Origin of the sequence: Micromonospora haikouensis (genome assembly GCF_900091595.1) — a bacterium.
Lineage (GTDB): Bacteria > Actinomycetota > Actinomycetes > Mycobacteriales > Micromonosporaceae > Micromonospora > Micromonospora haikouensis.
This window is the reverse complement of record NZ_FMCW01000028.1, coordinates 67,041-81,320: the sequence shown is the minus strand read 5'-3', so window position 1 is coordinate 81,320 and position 14,280 is coordinate 67,041. Positions and strand designations below refer to the sequence as shown.

The 14,280-nt window shown below is 74.0% G+C and carries 10 protein-coding genes; 8 read left to right on the top strand and 2 right to left on the bottom strand.

What is annotated here, in order from left to right:
* Positions 1–40 precede the first annotated feature (40 nt).
* The 3 genes from GA0070558_RS25300 to GA0070558_RS25290 all read left to right on the top strand — a co-directional run bounded on the left by GA0070558_RS25300 (position 41) and on the right by GA0070558_RS25290 (position 4,515).
* Positions 41–2,182, top strand: coding sequence for an ArnT family glycosyltransferase (locus tag GA0070558_RS25300; RefSeq protein ID WP_091284211.1), 2,142 nt, complete (start codon positions 41–43; stop codon positions 2,180–2,182).
* 4 nt (positions 2,183–2,186) lie between these two features.
* A complete protein-coding gene (locus GA0070558_RS25295; protein ID WP_091284209.1) occupies positions 2,187–3,494 on the top strand; it encodes a bifunctional glycosyltransferase family 2/GtrA family protein in 1,308 nt (435 codons plus the stop codon).
* Between the two features lie 340 nt (positions 3,495–3,834).
* A complete protein-coding gene (locus tag GA0070558_RS25290; protein WP_091284279.1) occupies positions 3,835–4,515 on the top strand; it encodes an AraC family transcriptional regulator in 681 nt (226 codons plus the stop codon).
* Positions 4,516–4,560: 45 nt separating this feature from the next.
* On the opposite strand, the gene GA0070558_RS25285 is transcribed toward GA0070558_RS25290, so the two are convergent.
* Positions 4,561–4,962, bottom strand: coding sequence for a VOC family protein (locus GA0070558_RS25285; protein ID WP_043968687.1), 402 nt, complete (start codon positions 4,960–4,962; stop codon positions 4,561–4,563).
* Between the two features lie 206 nt (positions 4,963–5,168).
* On the opposite strand from GA0070558_RS25285, the gene GA0070558_RS33565 reads away from it, so the two are divergent.
* The 4 genes from GA0070558_RS33565 to GA0070558_RS25270 all read left to right on the top strand — a co-directional run bounded on the left by GA0070558_RS33565 (position 5,169) and on the right by GA0070558_RS25270 (position 10,345).
* Complete coding sequence (locus GA0070558_RS33565; protein ID WP_165949904.1) at positions 5,169–5,318, top strand: hypothetical protein; 150 nt, start codon at positions 5,169–5,171, stop codon at positions 5,316–5,318.
* 15 nt (positions 5,319–5,333) lie between these two features.
* A complete protein-coding gene (locus tag GA0070558_RS25280) occupies positions 5,334–6,764 on the top strand; it encodes a class I SAM-dependent methyltransferase (protein ID WP_091284207.1) in 1,431 nt (476 codons plus the stop codon).
* Positions 6,757–8,820, top strand: a complete 2,064-nt coding sequence (locus GA0070558_RS25275; RefSeq protein WP_256092117.1) for a sulfatase-like hydrolase/transferase — start codon at positions 6,757–6,759, stop codon at positions 8,818–8,820. The genes GA0070558_RS25280 and GA0070558_RS25275 overlap by 8 nt, the downstream gene beginning before the upstream one ends.
* A 241-nt stretch (positions 8,821–9,061) precedes the next feature.
* Positions 9,062–10,345 (top strand): citrate synthase, encoded by a 1,284-nt coding sequence (locus GA0070558_RS25270; protein ID WP_077939903.1) that lies wholly within the window; start codon positions 9,062–9,064, stop codon positions 10,343–10,345.
* Between the two features lie 72 nt (positions 10,346–10,417).
* On the opposite strand, the gene GA0070558_RS25265 is transcribed toward GA0070558_RS25270, so the two are convergent.
* Positions 10,418–11,836 carry a glycosyltransferase family 4 protein gene (locus GA0070558_RS25265; protein ID WP_091284205.1) on the bottom strand — a complete coding sequence of 473 codons (1,419 nt, stop codon included), beginning with the start codon at positions 11,834–11,836 and terminating at the stop codon, positions 10,418–10,420.
* A gap of 322 nt (positions 11,837–12,158) precedes the next feature.
* Here GA0070558_RS25265 and glgX point away from each other — a divergent pair, with 322 nt between their 5' ends.
* Positions 12,159–14,279 (top strand): glycogen debranching protein GlgX, encoded by a 2,121-nt coding sequence (gene glgX, locus GA0070558_RS25260; RefSeq protein ID WP_091284203.1) that lies wholly within the window; start codon positions 12,159–12,161, stop codon positions 14,277–14,279.
* Position 14,280: the final 1 nt, after the last annotated feature.

Below are 14,280 nucleotides of genomic sequence, written 5' to 3'. Positions count from 1 at the left end.
CCCACGGCCCGTCGCCAGTGGGGCCGCGCAGAGTGGCGGCATGGACAAGACAGAGAGCCTGCTGACCCTGCCCCCGCCGGCGTCGACCGGCCCCACGCCGACGGACGCCACGGCCGCCGCCGGCCCGCCCGCGCGTGGGCGGCGGGACCCGGCCTGGGTACGCCCGGCGCTGGCGGCCCTGCTGCTGGCCGCCGCGCTGCTCTACCTGTGGGGGCTGGGCGCGTCCGGCTGGGCCAACTCGTTCTACTCGGCCGCCGTCCAGGCCGGATCGGAGAGCTGGAAGGCGTTCTTCTACGGCTCGTCGGACGCGGCGAACGCGATCACCGTCGACAAGACGCCGGCGTCGCTGTGGCTGATGGCGCTGTCGGTGCGCGTCTTCGGCCTGAACAGCTGGGCGATCCTCGTCCCGCAGGCCCTGCTCGGCGTCGCCTCCGTCGGCGTGCTGTTCGCCACCGTCCGCCGCTGGTACGGTCCGGCGGCCGGCCTGATCGCCGGCGCGGTCCTCGCCGTCACCCCGGTGGCGACGCTGATGTTCCGGTTCAACAACCCCGACGCCCTGCTCGTGCTGCTGCTGATCGGCGCCGCGTACGCCACCGTCCGGGCCGTGGAGACCGCCGGCACCCGGTGGATCGTCCTCGCGGGAGCGCTGGTCGGCTTCGGCTTCCTCACCAAGATGCTCCAGGCGTTCCTGGTGATCCCGGTCTTCGCGGGCGTTTACCTGCTGGCCGCGCCCACCGGCTTCTGGCGGCGGGTACGGCAGGTGCTGGCCGCCGGCCTCGGCGTCGTGGTGGCCGCCGGCTGGTGGGTGGCGATCGTCGAACTGGTGCCGGCCAGCGCCCGTCCGTACATCGGCGGCTCGCAGGGCAACAGCATCCTGGAGCTGACCCTCGGCTACAACGGGCTGGGCCGGATCACCGGCGCGGAGGAGGGCAGCGTCGGCGGTCGCGGGCCGGCGTCCGGGCAGACCGGGCTCGGGCGGCTGTTCGACACCGAGAACGGCGGGCAGATCTCCTGGCTGCTGCCGGCCGCGCTGATCCTGCTGGTCGCCGGCCTGCTGCTGGCCGGGCGGGCGGCGCGTACCGACCGCAGGCGGGCCGGGCTGCTGCTGTGGGGCGGCTGGCTCCTGGTCACCGGCGTCATCTTCAGCTTCATGTCCGGGATCTTCCACGCGTACTACTCGGTGGCGCTGGCCCCGGCCGTCGGCGCCCTCGTCGGCATCGGCGTCACCCTGCTGTGGCAGCGCCGGGCGCCGGGCGTGCCCCGCTGGCAGGCGCTGGCGGCGACCGTCACCCTGGCCGTCACCCTGGCCGTCACCGCCTGGTGGTCGTGGCGGCTGCTCGGCCGCAGCCCCGACTGGTACCCCTGGCTGCGCACGGCCGTGCTGGCCGGCGGCCTGGCCGCGGCGGTGCTGCTGGTCGTCGCCGACCGGCTGGCCCGACGGGCCGTCCCGGTGCTCGTGGCGCTGGGCGCGACGGCGGCGCTCGCCGGCCCGGTGGCGTACTCGATCCAGACCGCCGCGACCCCGCACACCGGGTCGATCCCCAGCGCCGGCCCCGCCGTGGAGGGCGGCTCCGGCCCGGGTCGGGGCGGCTTCCCCGGCGGCGGCCGGATGCGTGACGGCGGCCAGAACGCGCCGGGCGGCCAGAACCGCACCGACGGCCAGTTCGCCTTCCCCGGCGGTGCCCAGGCACCGGGCGGCCAGGTTCCCGGCGCCCCCGGCGGCGGTCAGGCCCAGGCTGGTGGTCAGGCCCAGGGCGGCGGCCAACTGCCCGGCGGGGGCGGCCAGGGCCGTGGCCCGGCCGGCGGCGGCGTGGGCGGCCTGCTGGACTCCCGGGAGCCCAGCGCCGAGCTGCGCAGCCTGCTGGAGGCCAACGCCGTCGACTACACCTGGGTGGCGGCCACCATCGGCTCCCAGAACGCCTCCGGCTACCAACTCGCCACGGGCGAACCGGTCATGTCGATCGGCGGGTTCAACGGCAGCGACCCGTCCCCGACGCTCGTGCAGTTCCAGCGGTACGTGGCCGAGGGCAAGATCCACTACTTCGTCGGCGGCAGCGGGTTCCGCGCCAACGGTGGCAGCTCCGCCTCGCAGGAGATCGCCGCCTGGGTCGCCGAGACCTTCGAGGCGAAGACCGTCGACGGCGTCACCGTCTACGACCTGACCAGCGGACAGGAGGGCTGAGCCGATGACCGCATCCACCGAGCCGCGCCCCACCGGGGACGCCCGCGTCGCCGCCCCGCCCGCGGTGCTCGACGTGGTGATCCCCGTCTACAACGAGGAGACCGACCTCGGGCCCTGCGTGCGGCGGCTGCACGCGCACCTCACCGCGCACTTCCCGTACCCGTTCCGGATCACCGTCGCCGACAACGCCAGCACCGACGGCACCCTGGCCGTGGCCGACGGCCTCGCCGCCGAGCTGCCGCAGGTCACGGTGCGGCACCTGGACGCCAAGGGCCGGGGCCGGGCGCTGCGGGCGGCCTGGTCGGCGTCGGACGCGCCGGTGCTGGCGTACATGGACGTGGACCTGTCCACCGACCTGGCCGCGCTGCTGCCACTGGTCGCGCCGCTCATCTCCGGCCACTCCGACCTGGCGATCGGCACCCGGCTGGCCCGCACCTCCCGGGTCGTGCGGGGCACGAAGCGGGAGGTCATCTCGCGCGGCTACAACCTGCTGCTGCGCGGCACCCTCGCGGTGAGCTTCTCCGACGCCCAGTGCGGGTTCAAGGCGATCCGCGCGGACGTGGCCGCCGGGCTGCTGCCGCTCGTGCGCGACACCGGGTGGTTCTTCGACACCGAGCTGCTGGTGCTGGCCCAGCGGGCCGGGCTGCGCATCCACGAGGTGCCGGTCGACTGGGTGGACGACCCGGACAGCCGGGTGGACATCGTCGCCACCGCCCTGGCCGACCTGCGGGGCATCTGGCGGCTGGGTCGGGCCCTGCTGACCGGGTCGCTGCCCCTGGCGGAGCTGCGCGCGCAACTCGGCCGGGCCCCGCTGGCCCCGCCGCCGGCCCGGGTGCCGGTCGGGCTGCCGCGCCAGCTCGCCCGGTTCGCCGCGGTGGGTGTGGCGAGCACGCTGGCATACCTCGTGCTCTTCGTCGCCACCCGGGGAGCGCTCGGCCCTCAGTGGGCGAACCTGACGGCGTTGCTGGTGACGGCCGTGGCGAACACGGCGGCGAACCGGCGGCTGACCTTCGGCATCAGCGGCGGCCGGCACGCCGGCCGTCACCACCTGCAGGGCCTGCTGGCGTTCGGCCTGGGCCTGGCGCTGACCAGCGGCTCCCTGGCGGCCCTGCACGCCGTCGCGGCGGCACCACCCCGCGCGGTCGAGCTCACGGTGCTGGTGGCGGCCAACCTGGCCGCCACGGCCCTGCGCTTCGTCCTGCTGCGCGCCGCGATGCACCACCGCCGATCGCCGGCCGCCGTCGCCGGGCACCGGGACCAGCCCGCGCCGGTGAGCGAGGCGGCCACTCCGCCGGCTCATGACGCTGGGTGATCTCCGATCGACTGGCTCCACTCCCGGCGAACCCCTTTGCTCTGCACCCGCATGCGCAACGGTGCACGCTGCGTAACCGGCGGCGACGCGTCCCGCCCGACCTGATCCGATGAAGGTCAAGCTCAGCCGCATGTTGCGGATGTGGGTGCAGAGCAAAGGAGGCGCGAGGCGTGGGACGAGGTCCGGAGGTCGTGACGGAGCGCAACGTCGGACCCGGACGCTGCGGAGCGTGACCGAATGCTGGCGGCGCAGGCGAGACTGGGCGGCGTGAAAGCGGGAGCGGCGGGAGCGGAAGGCGGTGCGGATGGCAATGCGGTGGCGGCGTGGGATGCTGGGCCGGATGTACCAGGAACGGCCGGCGGCGCTGCCCGGAGCGGTGCTGTGGACCGCCACCAGCGACGGCACCCCGAGCCGGGTGCTGCCCGACGGCTGCCTCGACCTGCTCTGGTCCAGCCGCTCCGGGCTGCTGGTCGCCGGCCCCGACCGCACGGCGCACCTGAGCGTCTCCGCGCCGGGGGAGCGGTGGCTGGGGCTGCGCCTGCCGCCCGGCGTCGGCCCGGCGGTCTTCGGCGTCCCCGCCGACGAGCTGCGCGACGCCCGGGTGCCGCTGGAGGCGCTGTGGGGCCGGGCGGCCCGCGAGGCCGCCGAGCGGCTGGGCGGACCGCCCACCGGCGCCGGGCTGGCGGCGCTCGCGGCCGACCGGCTCGCCGCGGCCGGCGGCCCCGACCCGCTCGGCGCGCGCGTCGCCGGGCTGCTCGCCGCAGGGCGGCCGGTCGCCGGGGCCGCCGCCGAGGTCGGCCTGACCCCCCGGGCGCTGCACCGACGCTGCCGGGCCCTGTTCGGGTACGGCCCGAAGACCCTCGCCCGCATCCTGCGGATGCGCCGGGCGCTCGCCCTGGCCAGGGCCGGGACGCCGCTGGCGGAGGTGGCCGCCGCCAGCGGCTACGCCGACCAGGCGCACCTGAGCCGGGACGTGCGCGACCTGGCGGGAGTCGCGCCCGCCGCCCTGCTGCGCGGCTGAACCGCCCCGGCCGCCCGGCCCCGCCGCCGGGGCGAGGCGGTCCGGTCAGCCGGCCGTCGGCAGCGGGGCGAACAGGTCCACCCCGTTGCCCTCGGGGTCGTGCAGGACGGCGTACCGCTGGCCCCAGACCGCGTCCCACGGCGGCAGGTGGCCGTGGAACCCGGCCCCGGTCAGCTCGGCCCAGCGGCGGTCCACCTCCGCCGGGTCCGCGCACCGGAACGCCAGGCTCATCCGGGGCGAGCCGGTCGGCGGCGTCCAGCCCGGGTCGAAGGAACGGATCGTCTCCACCGTGTCCCAGGCCAGCCGCAGCCCGTTGTCCAACGTGAGCTCCACGTGCGGTTCGGCCTCCGCGCCGGCCGGGATGTCCAGCCCGAGGCGGCGGTAGAAGTCGAGGGTGCGGGCCATGTCGGCGACCGTCGTGCCGACGAGATCGAACTGAGGTGTCATACCGCCGACCGTACGGCCGGGGTGGCCGGGCGTCTTGAACGGAACGGACACCGCGCCGATCGGGCGGGCCGGAGTGGCCGGTGTTGCCTCGACGGGACGGAGCGTCGCGTACGGTGGCAATGAGACAAGTCCGGCTTTTGGGCACGAACACCCCAGAGTGGCGGGTGCCCGGGTCGGCTCCGAGACGGCGAGGGGAAGGAGCGGCCGTGATGCACCTGGCCTACCTGGATGCGGGATCCGGCAGCCTGATCGTGCAGGCGGTGGTCGGCGGGGTGGCCGGAGCGGCGGTGGCCGCGAAGCTGTACTGGCGCCGGCTGACGGCCCGGTACCGCCGCCAGCGCACCGACCGTTCCTGAGCGGGGACACCGGCGATGACCATCCCGCACACCGACGTCCGGACCGATCCGGGCTCGTTCCGCGACCCGGCCAACCGGGTCTTCTACGCCGACGGGGAGGTGCTGCGCGGCCTCGACGCCCGGGCGGCGCGCGACTGGCGGGCCCTGTCCGCCAGCGACTTCTTCCCGCCGCTGCTCGCGGCCGGCAAGGTCTGCGGCACCGAGGCCGTCGAACCGGCCCGGTTCGCCGCCGTGGCCGGCGCGCAGTGGGCGGCGGTGCTGCGCCACGAACGCATCCCGTTCGTCTCCCACCCGTACGAGTGGTCGTTCGGCATGCTGCGCGACGCCGCCCTGCTGCACCTGGAGATCCTGCGCGCCGCGCTGACCGCCGGCTTCACCACGAAGGACGGCTCGGCCTACAACCTGCAGTGGCGCGGCGTCGAGCCGGTCTTCATCGACGTCGGCTCGTTCGAGCCGGCCCGCGACGGCGAGCCCTGGGCCGGCTACCGGCAGTTCTGCCAGACCATGCTCTACCCGCTGCTGCTCACCGCGCACCTCGGCGTGGACTTCCAGCCCTGGCTGCGGGCCCAGGTCGACGGCATCCCACCGGAGCAGATGCGCCGGCTGTTCACCGGCGTCCGGCGGCTGCTGCCCGGCGTACCCACCCACGTGCACCTGCACTCGGCGATGCAGCAGCGCAACGCCGACGCGGCCAGCGGCGAGGTACGCGAGCAGCTGCGCGGTGCCGGCTTCTCCCGGGAGCTGGCGTTGGCCGCCGTCCGCCGGATCGAGCGGCTGGTCCGGCGGCTGCGCCCCCGCCACGTGCGCAGCCACTGGGCCGACTACCAGCGCACGTGCAGCTACTCCGCCGCCGACCGCGCTGCCAAGGAGCGCTTCGTCGAGCTGGCGCTGACCGCCGCGGGACCGCCCCGCCTGGTGCTCGACCTCGGCGCCAACGACGGCCGGTACGCCCGCCTCGCCGCCCGGTACGCCGGCTACGTCGTCGCCGTCGAGCAGGACCCGGCCGTGGTCGACGAGCTGTACGCGGCGCTGCGCGCCGACGAGCAGCGGCGGGTGCTGCCGCTGGTGCTGGACCTGGCCGACCCGTCGCCCGGCGGCGGCTGGCGCGGTGTCGAGCGGGCCGCGTTCGCCACCCGAGGACGGGCCGACCTGGTGCTGGCCCTCGCCGTCGTGCACCACCTGGCGATCGGGCGCAACGTGCCGCTGGCGCAGGTCGTCGACCAGCTCGCCGACGCCTGCCTCCCCGGGGGCCGGCTGGTGGTCGAGTTCGTCCACCCCGAGGACCCGATGGCCCGGCGGCTGCTGGCCAACAAGCCGGCCGGTCTCTTCCCCGACTACCGGCCCGACGAGTTCGCCCGGCTGCTCGCCGCCCGGTGCCGCGTCGAGCGGCGGGTCGAGCTGCCCGGCGGCACCCGGACGCTCTACCAGGCGGTGGTGGGTGGCTGACGCGGCCCTCGCGCCCGTACCGCCGGCCGCCGCGCCGCCCGCCGCCGCGGCGACCCCGGACCGCCCCGGAAGGCCGGCCGGGTGGCGGGCCGAGCTGCGCCGGCTGCTGGAGGTGACGGCCCTGGTCGGGCTGGTGGTCACCCAGCCGATGCTGGACGTGCTGGGCCGCAGCCCCGACTTCTTCCTGTTCCACCGGGCCACCCGGGGCGAGATCCTGGCCCTCGTCGCGCTGATCGCCGTCGCGCCCACGGTGGCGCTGGCGCTGCTCGGGGCGGCGAGCCGGCTGGCGGGGCGGTCCGCCCGCTCGGCCGTGCACACGGTGCTCGTCGGCCTGCTGCTGGCCGCCCTCGCCGTGCAGGTGGGCCGGCACGTCACGCCGCTGCGGGGCGTACCGCTGCTGGTGGTCGCCGTGCTGGCCGGCGCGGCCGGGGCGGCGGCGCACCGGCGGTGGCGCTGGCCGGGCCTGGCGCTGCGGGTGGCCGCGGCCGGCCCGGCGGCCTTCGTGGCGCTGTTCCTGTTCGCCTCGCCGGCCTCGGCGGTGGTGCTGCCGCGTGGCGACGCCGGCGCGGCCGGGGTGGCCGCCCCGGGCGGGCACCCGCCGGTGGTCATGCTGATCCTCGACGAGCTGCCCCTGGTCTCCCTGCTCGGCCCCGACGGGCGGATCGACGCCGCCCGCTACCCGCACTTCGCCGAGCTGGCCGGCGGCTCCACCTGGTACCGCAACGCCACCGGGGTCAGCGGCTGGACGCCGTACGCGCTGCCGGCCATGCTCACCGGCCGCTACCCGGCGAAGCCGGTCGCCCCGCACTACTCGCAGTACCCGGACAACCTGTTCACCGCCCTCGGCGGCCTGTACGACATCCGGGCCGAGGAGAGCATCACCCGGCTCTGCCCGCCCAGCCGGTGCGACCAGCCGGTCAGCCCCCGGCAGGGGCTCGGCACCCTGGTCCGGGAGAGCGGGAAGCTGCTGCGTCAGGTCACCGCCCCGGTCGACAGCCACGTCGACCCGGAGGAGTCCTACCGCGAGCAGACCGCCGCCGAGGCGGGCCTGGACGCCGCCGAGCCCGTCCCCGCCGACCCGAAGTTCCGCTGGGACCGGCTGAACGCCAACCAGCCGGCCCGGTTCGCCAGCTTCCTGGCCGGGCTGCGCCCCGGCGACCGGCCCACCCTGCACTTCCTGCACCTGCTGATGCCGCACGCGCCGTGGCAGTTCCTGCCCTCGGGGGCCCGCTACGCCGCCCCGGAGGACCTGCCCAACGACGGCGCGGGCTGGGTCGACCTGGCCCGGCGGCGGCACCTGGCCCAACTGGAGTACACCGACCGGCTGATCGGCGAGACGCTGCGTACGCTGCGCGCCACCGGCCTGTACGACCGGGCCCTGGTCATGGTCACCGCCGACCACGGGGTCAGCTTCGACAACGGCGCCCAGGGGCGGGGGATGGACGCGATCCGCGCGGCGGCCGGGCAGGTGGCGTGGGTGCCGATGTTCGTCAAGGAGCCCGGGCAGCGCGCCGGCCGGGTCGACGACCGCAACTGGGAGCACGTTGACCTGCTGCCCACCGTCGCCGACTACGCACACGTGCGGATCCCCTGGCAGGTCGACGGGCGCTCGGCCCGGCAGGCCCCGCGCGAGCGCGCCGACAAGCGCTTCTACGACCAGCCGGCGGAGCCGGTCACGATCTCCGGCGGGGTGCCCGCGCCGCCGCTGCTGCCGAAGCCGCACCCGCTGGTCGGCACGACCGTGGGCCAGCGGCCGGCCGGCGGGTCGGCGCGGGTCGCCGACCTCGCCGCCTTCCGCGCCGTGGACCCGGACACCGGCGAGCTGCCGGCCCTGGTCTGGGGCACGGTGCCGGCTTCGGTACGCGACGGCACGCTGCTCGCCGTCGCCGTCAACGGGCGGATCGGGGCGGTCGTCCCGGTGGTGCCGCCCGATGCCGGCGGTCGCCGGTTCGCGGCCTTCCTCACCGACGACCGGCTGTTCCGCGCGGGGGACAACCGCGTGGACCTGTACCAGATCGGCCCGGGCGGCGAGCTGCGTCACCTGAGTATTTCCTGAGAGTTTCGTTCCCGCTGCCCACCGGGCCCCCGGTCACGCTTCGTGCGCGATCGGGGGCCTTTTGTCACATTGGCCCCGTTCGAGGTCGGTCCCCGGCCCCCGGGTTTCCGCGCCCACCTCCCGGGAATCGGGTGACGCATACCTCACCTGCGGAACCACGACGGGCGGTGTCCCCGCAACCGTGTTTACGGTAAAAGCGAAGGCAATTTCAACGTAGATCTGCCGGCGAAGCGAGGAACACATGACGGAAGTCAAGCTCGATCACCCCGGTGGGCAGCTGTCGATGCCGGTGCAGTCGGCGGTCGAGGGCCCCGCCGGCATCGGCGTGAGCAAGCTCCTCAAGGAAACCGGGATGACAACGTACGATCCCGGTTTCGTGAACACCGCGGCCTGCTCCTCCGCGATCACCTACATCGACGGCGACGCGGGCATCCTGCGGTACCGGGGCTACCCGATCGAGCAGCTGGCCGAGAAGTCCTCCTTCCTGGAGGTCTCGTACCTGCTCATCTACGGTGAGCTGCCCGGCCAGCAGCAACTCGACGAGTTCAGCGAGCGGATCCGGCGGCACTCGCTGCTGCACGAGGAGATGCGTCGGTTCTTCGACGGCTTCCCGCGCGACGCGCACCCGATGGCCGTGCTCTCCTCGGCCGTCAGCGCCATCTCGACCTTCTACCAGGACAGCCTGGACCCGTTCGACTCCGACCACGTCGAGATGTCCACGGTCCGGCTGATGGCGAAGGTCCCCACCATCGCCTCGTACGCGTACAAGAAGTCGATCGGGCAGCCGCTGCTGTACCCGGACAACTCCCTGGGCTACGTGGAGAACTTCCTGCGGATGACGTTCGGCGTGCCGGCGGAGCCGTACGAGGTCGACCCGGTCATGGCCAAGGTGCTGGACATGCTGTTCATCCTGCACGCCGACCACGAGCAGAACTGCTCCACGTCGACCGTGCGGCTGGTCGGCTCCAGCAACGCCAACCTCTTCGCCTCGGTCTCGGCCGGGGTGAACGCCCTGTTCGGCCCGCTGCACGGCGGCGCCAACCAGGCCGTGCTGGAGATGCTGGAGAAGATCCAGCTCGACGGCGGCGACGTGCAGTCCTTCGTCCGCAAGGTCAAGGACAAGCAGGACGGCGTCAAGCTGATGGGCTTCGGCCACCGGGTCTACAAGAACTACGACCCCCGGGCCGCGATCGTGAAGAAGGCCGCGCAGGACGTCCTCGGCCGGATGGCCAAGCCGGACCCGCTGCTGGACATCGCGATGCAGCTGGAGGAGATCGCCCTCGCGGACGACTTCTTCGTCTCCCGCAGGCTCTACCCGAACGTGGACTTCTACACCGGCCTGATCTACAAGGCCATGGGCTTCCCGACGAAGATGTTCACCGTGCTGTTCGCCCTCGGCCGGCTCCCCGGCTGGATCGCCCAGTACCGCGAGATGCTCGGCGACGCGGAGACCAAGATCGGCCGCCCGCGGCAGATCTACATCGGCTCCCCGGAGCGCGCGTACGAGCGGCCCGCCGACCGCTGACGCTGCCTGTGCGCTGTTAAGAAGGGCCCCCTGCTATGCAGATTGCGTTAACAGGGGGCCCTTCCTTGCGCCTCAGCGCAGGCCGGCGGCGGCCAGCAGGTTGCCCTCGGCGACCCGCAGCGGGGAGCCGCCCCCGCTCATCCGCCGCTCGGCGCGCTCGGCGGTGAACGCCGGGGCCTTGGCGATCGCCGAGGCGTACGCGTCGGCCGTGCGGCGCGCGATGGCGGCCCAGCCGTACTGCTCGTGGACCATCCTGCGGGCCCGGCGGGCCAGCGCCCGGGCGCGCTCGGTGTCGGACAGCAGGGCGTGCACCGCCTCGGTCAGCCCCGCCGGGTCCTGCGGGGCGAACGTCATTCCGGTCACGCCCGGCTCGACGATCTCGGCCAGGCCGCCCGTCGAGGCGACCGCGAGGGGCGCGCCGGCCGCCGCCCCCTCCAGGGCGACCATGCCGAACGGCTCGTAGATGCTCGGCACCGCGAAGCAGTCCGAGGCGGCCATCACCGCGGGCAGGTCGGTGCCGCCGAGGAAGCCCGGCATGCTGACCGTGCCGCCGAGGCCGAGCCGGTGCACCTCGGCCTCCAGCGCCGGCTTGTACGGCCCGTCGCCGACGATCACCGCGCGCAGCCCCGGGTGCCGCTCCCGCAGCCGGGGCAGCCCGGCCAGCAGGTGCTGCACGCCCTTCTCGTAGACCAGCCGGCCGGCGAAGGTGACCAGCGGGCCGTCCCCGGCGAACCGGGCCCGCGCCGAGGCGACCGCCGACGTCGGCACCTTCCAGCGGTGCGGCTCCACCCCGTTGGGCACCACGTCGACCCGGGCGGCCGGCACGTCGAACAGCGCGCCGACCTCGTCGCGCATGTACGCCGAGCAGACGATCACCCGGTTGGACTCGCCGCTGAGCCACTGCTCGACGCCGTGGATGGTGCGGTTCATCTCCTGCGGCAGCCAGCCCTGGTGCCGGCCCGCCTCCGTCGCGTGGATCGTGCTGACCAGCGGGATGTCGAGGTGGTCCCGCAGGGTCATCGCGGTGTGCGCGACGAGCCAGTCGTGGGCGTGGATGACGTCGTATGAGCCGGATTCGGTGGCGCGCAGGGCGGCGCGGGTGAGGGTGTGGTTGAAGGCCATGGTCCAGGCGAGGAGGCTGCCGGTGGCCAGGGGGAAGGCGACGGGGTCCTCGGCGGCGCGCAGGACGCGGACGCCGTCGGCGTACTCCTCCAGGGGTGCGCCGTCGGTGTGGCGGGTGACGACGGTGACCTCGTGGCCGGCGGCGGCGAGGGCGACGGAGAGGGCGTGCACGTGGCGGCCGAGGCCGCCGACGAGCACCGGCGGGTACTCCCAGGAGAGCATGAGGATGCGGCGGGTCTGCGGGGGCACCCCGGAGCCGACGGGCTGCGGGAGCGCCGGCTGCGGGGTCAGGGACCGTGAGGTGGTGCTGGGCCGGCAGAGCCGGTCCGCGGCGGTGGCGGTCTGCTCGCCGGCCCGCAGGGTCGTCACATCGAACTCCGTCCGTGCAGGGTGGACCGCGCCGGCAACGATGGCGGCGTGACAGGACATGGTGGGGTGGCCGAGGGCCGAGCGGGAACGCGCGCTTCCGCACGCCCCCGCATCAAGGAAAGGGCATCCGGGCCCGAACCGCATCCTGAGAGGGCCCAAGGTGACGGACACCACCCAAAGGTCTAGTCGGTATCAGGTGGGTGGAAATGGTTACGGCACCAACGGGTGGATTGGGCCGACCGACGGCGGGGCATTAGCGGCGTGCGCACCCGGCGGGCACGGCCCCGTCCGGGGCGCTCATCATCATGGGCTGAGGAGCGACATGCAGGTCTGGCCGGGCGAGCGGTACCCGCTGGGAGCCACCCACGACGGGATGGGCACGAACTTCGCGATCTTCTCCGAGGTGGCCGAGCGCGTCGAGCTCTGCCTGTTCGACGAGTGGGACACCGGTGCCGAGCGCCGCGTCGAGCTGCGCGAGGTCGACGCGTACGTCTGGCACTGCTACATCCCGGGCATCGAGCCGGGGCAGCGCTACGGCTACCGGGTCCACGGCCCGTGGGACCCGGCGAACGGGATCCGCTGCAACCCGAACAAGCTGCTGCTCGACCCGTACGCGAAGGCCGTCGACGGTGACGTCGGGTGGAATCCGGCCGTCTACGACTACGAGGTGGGCGGCGACGAGAACCGGATGTCGGAGACCGACTCGGCCCCGTTCATGCCGAAGTCGGTGGTGGTGAACCCGTACTTCGACTGGGGCAACGACCGGCCGCCGCGCACCCCGTACCACCACTCGGTGATCTACGAGGCGCACGTGCGCGGGCTGACCATGCGCCACCCCGGCATCCCCGAGGAGCTGCGCGGCACGTACGCGGCCATCGCCTCCCCGGTCATGATCGAATACTTCCAGCGGCTCGGGGTCACCGCCGTGGAGCTGATGCCGGTGCACCAGTTCGTGCACGACCACCGGCTGGCGGACCTGGGGCTGCGCAACTACTGGGGCTACAACACGATCGGCTTCTTCGCCCCCCACCACGGGTACGCGGCCCTCGGCGGCCTCGGCCAGCAGGTGCAGGAGTTCCGGGGCATGGTCAAGACGCTGCACGCCGCCGGCATCGAGGTCATCCTCGACGTGGTCTACAACCACACCGCCGAGGGCAACCACCTCGGCCCGACGCTGAGCTTCAAGGGCGTCGACAACCCCAGCTACTACCGGCTCTCGGAAGAGGATCGGCGGTACTTCGTCGACTACACCGGCACCGGCAACAGCCTCAACGTCCGCAGCCCCCACTCCCTCCAGCTGATCATGGACTCGCTGCGCTACTGGGTCACCGAGATGCACGTCGACGGCTTCCGGTTCGACCTCGCCGCCACCCTGGCCCGCGAGTTCTACGAGGTCGACCGGCTGTCGACGTTCTTCGAGGTGGTCCAGCAGGACCCGGTGGTCAGCCAGGTCAAGCTCATCGCCGAGCCGTGGGACGTCGGCCCCGGCGGCTACCAGGTGGGCAACTTCCCGCCGCTGTGGACCGAGTGGAACGGAAAGTACCGCGACACGGTGCGCGACTTCTGGCGGGGCGAGCCCGCCACCCTCGCCGAGTTCGCCTCCCGCATCTCCGGCTCCGCCGACCTCTACCAGGACGACGGCCGCCGCCCGTTCCACAGCATCAACTTCGTCACCTGCCACGACGGGTTCACCCTCAACGACCTGGTGTCGTACAACGACAAGCACAACGAGGCCAACGGCGAGGACAACCGCGACGGCGAGGGCCACAACCGGTCCTGGAACTGCGGCGTCGAGGGGGAGACCGACGACCCCGGCGTGCTGGCCCTGCGGCAGCGGCAGCGGCGCAACTTCCTGGCCACCCTGATCCTGTCGCAGGGCGTACCGATGCTCGGCCACGGCGACGAGCTGGGCCGCACCCAGCGCGGCAACAACAACGCCTACTGCCAGGACAGCGAGCTGGCCTGGGTCGACTGGGACGACGCCGACGAGCCGCTGCTGGACTTCGTCCGGAAGCTGGTCGACTTCCGCCGCAACCACCAGGTGTTCCGCCGCCGCCGCTTCTTCACCGGCCTGCCCGTCGGCGGCCGGGCCGCCGGCTCGGGGCTGCCCGACCTGGCCTGGTACACCCCCGACGGCCGGGAGATGACCGGCGAGGACTGGGGCAACGACTTCGGCCGCTCGGTGGCCCTGTTCGTCAACGGCGACGGCATCCGCGAACGCGGCCAGTACGGCCAGCGCCACCACGACTCGTCCTTCCTGCTCTGCTTCAACGCCCACGACGCCCCGCTCGACTTCACCCTGCCCGGGGAGGAGTTCGGCCAGCGCTGGGAACAGGTGATCAGCACCGCCGACCCGGACCCGGAGAAGCCGACCCTCGTCGAGGCGGGCGGCACCATCTGCGTGCCCGACCGCTGCCTCGTGGTCCTGGAGAGGACGGTCTGAG

Coding starts and splice junctions, on each gene's coding strand:
- GA0070558_RS25300 (WP_091284211.1), top strand. CDS start 41: ATGGACAAGACAGAGAGCCTGCTGACCCTGCCCCCGCCGGCGTCGACC.
- GA0070558_RS25295 (WP_091284209.1), top strand. CDS start 2,187: ATGACCGCATCCACCGAGCCGCGCCCCACCGGGGACGCCCGCGTCGCC.
- GA0070558_RS25290 (WP_091284279.1), top strand. CDS start 3,835: ATGTACCAGGAACGGCCGGCGGCGCTGCCCGGAGCGGTGCTGTGGACC.
- GA0070558_RS25285 (WP_043968687.1), bottom strand. CDS start 4,962: ATGACACCTCAGTTCGATCTCGTCGGCACGACGGTCGCCGACATGGCC.
- GA0070558_RS25280 (WP_091284207.1), top strand. CDS start 5,334: ATGACCATCCCGCACACCGACGTCCGGACCGATCCGGGCTCGTTCCGC.
- GA0070558_RS25270 (WP_077939903.1), top strand. CDS start 9,062: ATGACGGAAGTCAAGCTCGATCACCCCGGTGGGCAGCTGTCGATGCCG.
- glgX (WP_091284203.1), top strand. CDS start 12,159: ATGCAGGTCTGGCCGGGCGAGCGGTACCCGCTGGGAGCCACCCACGAC.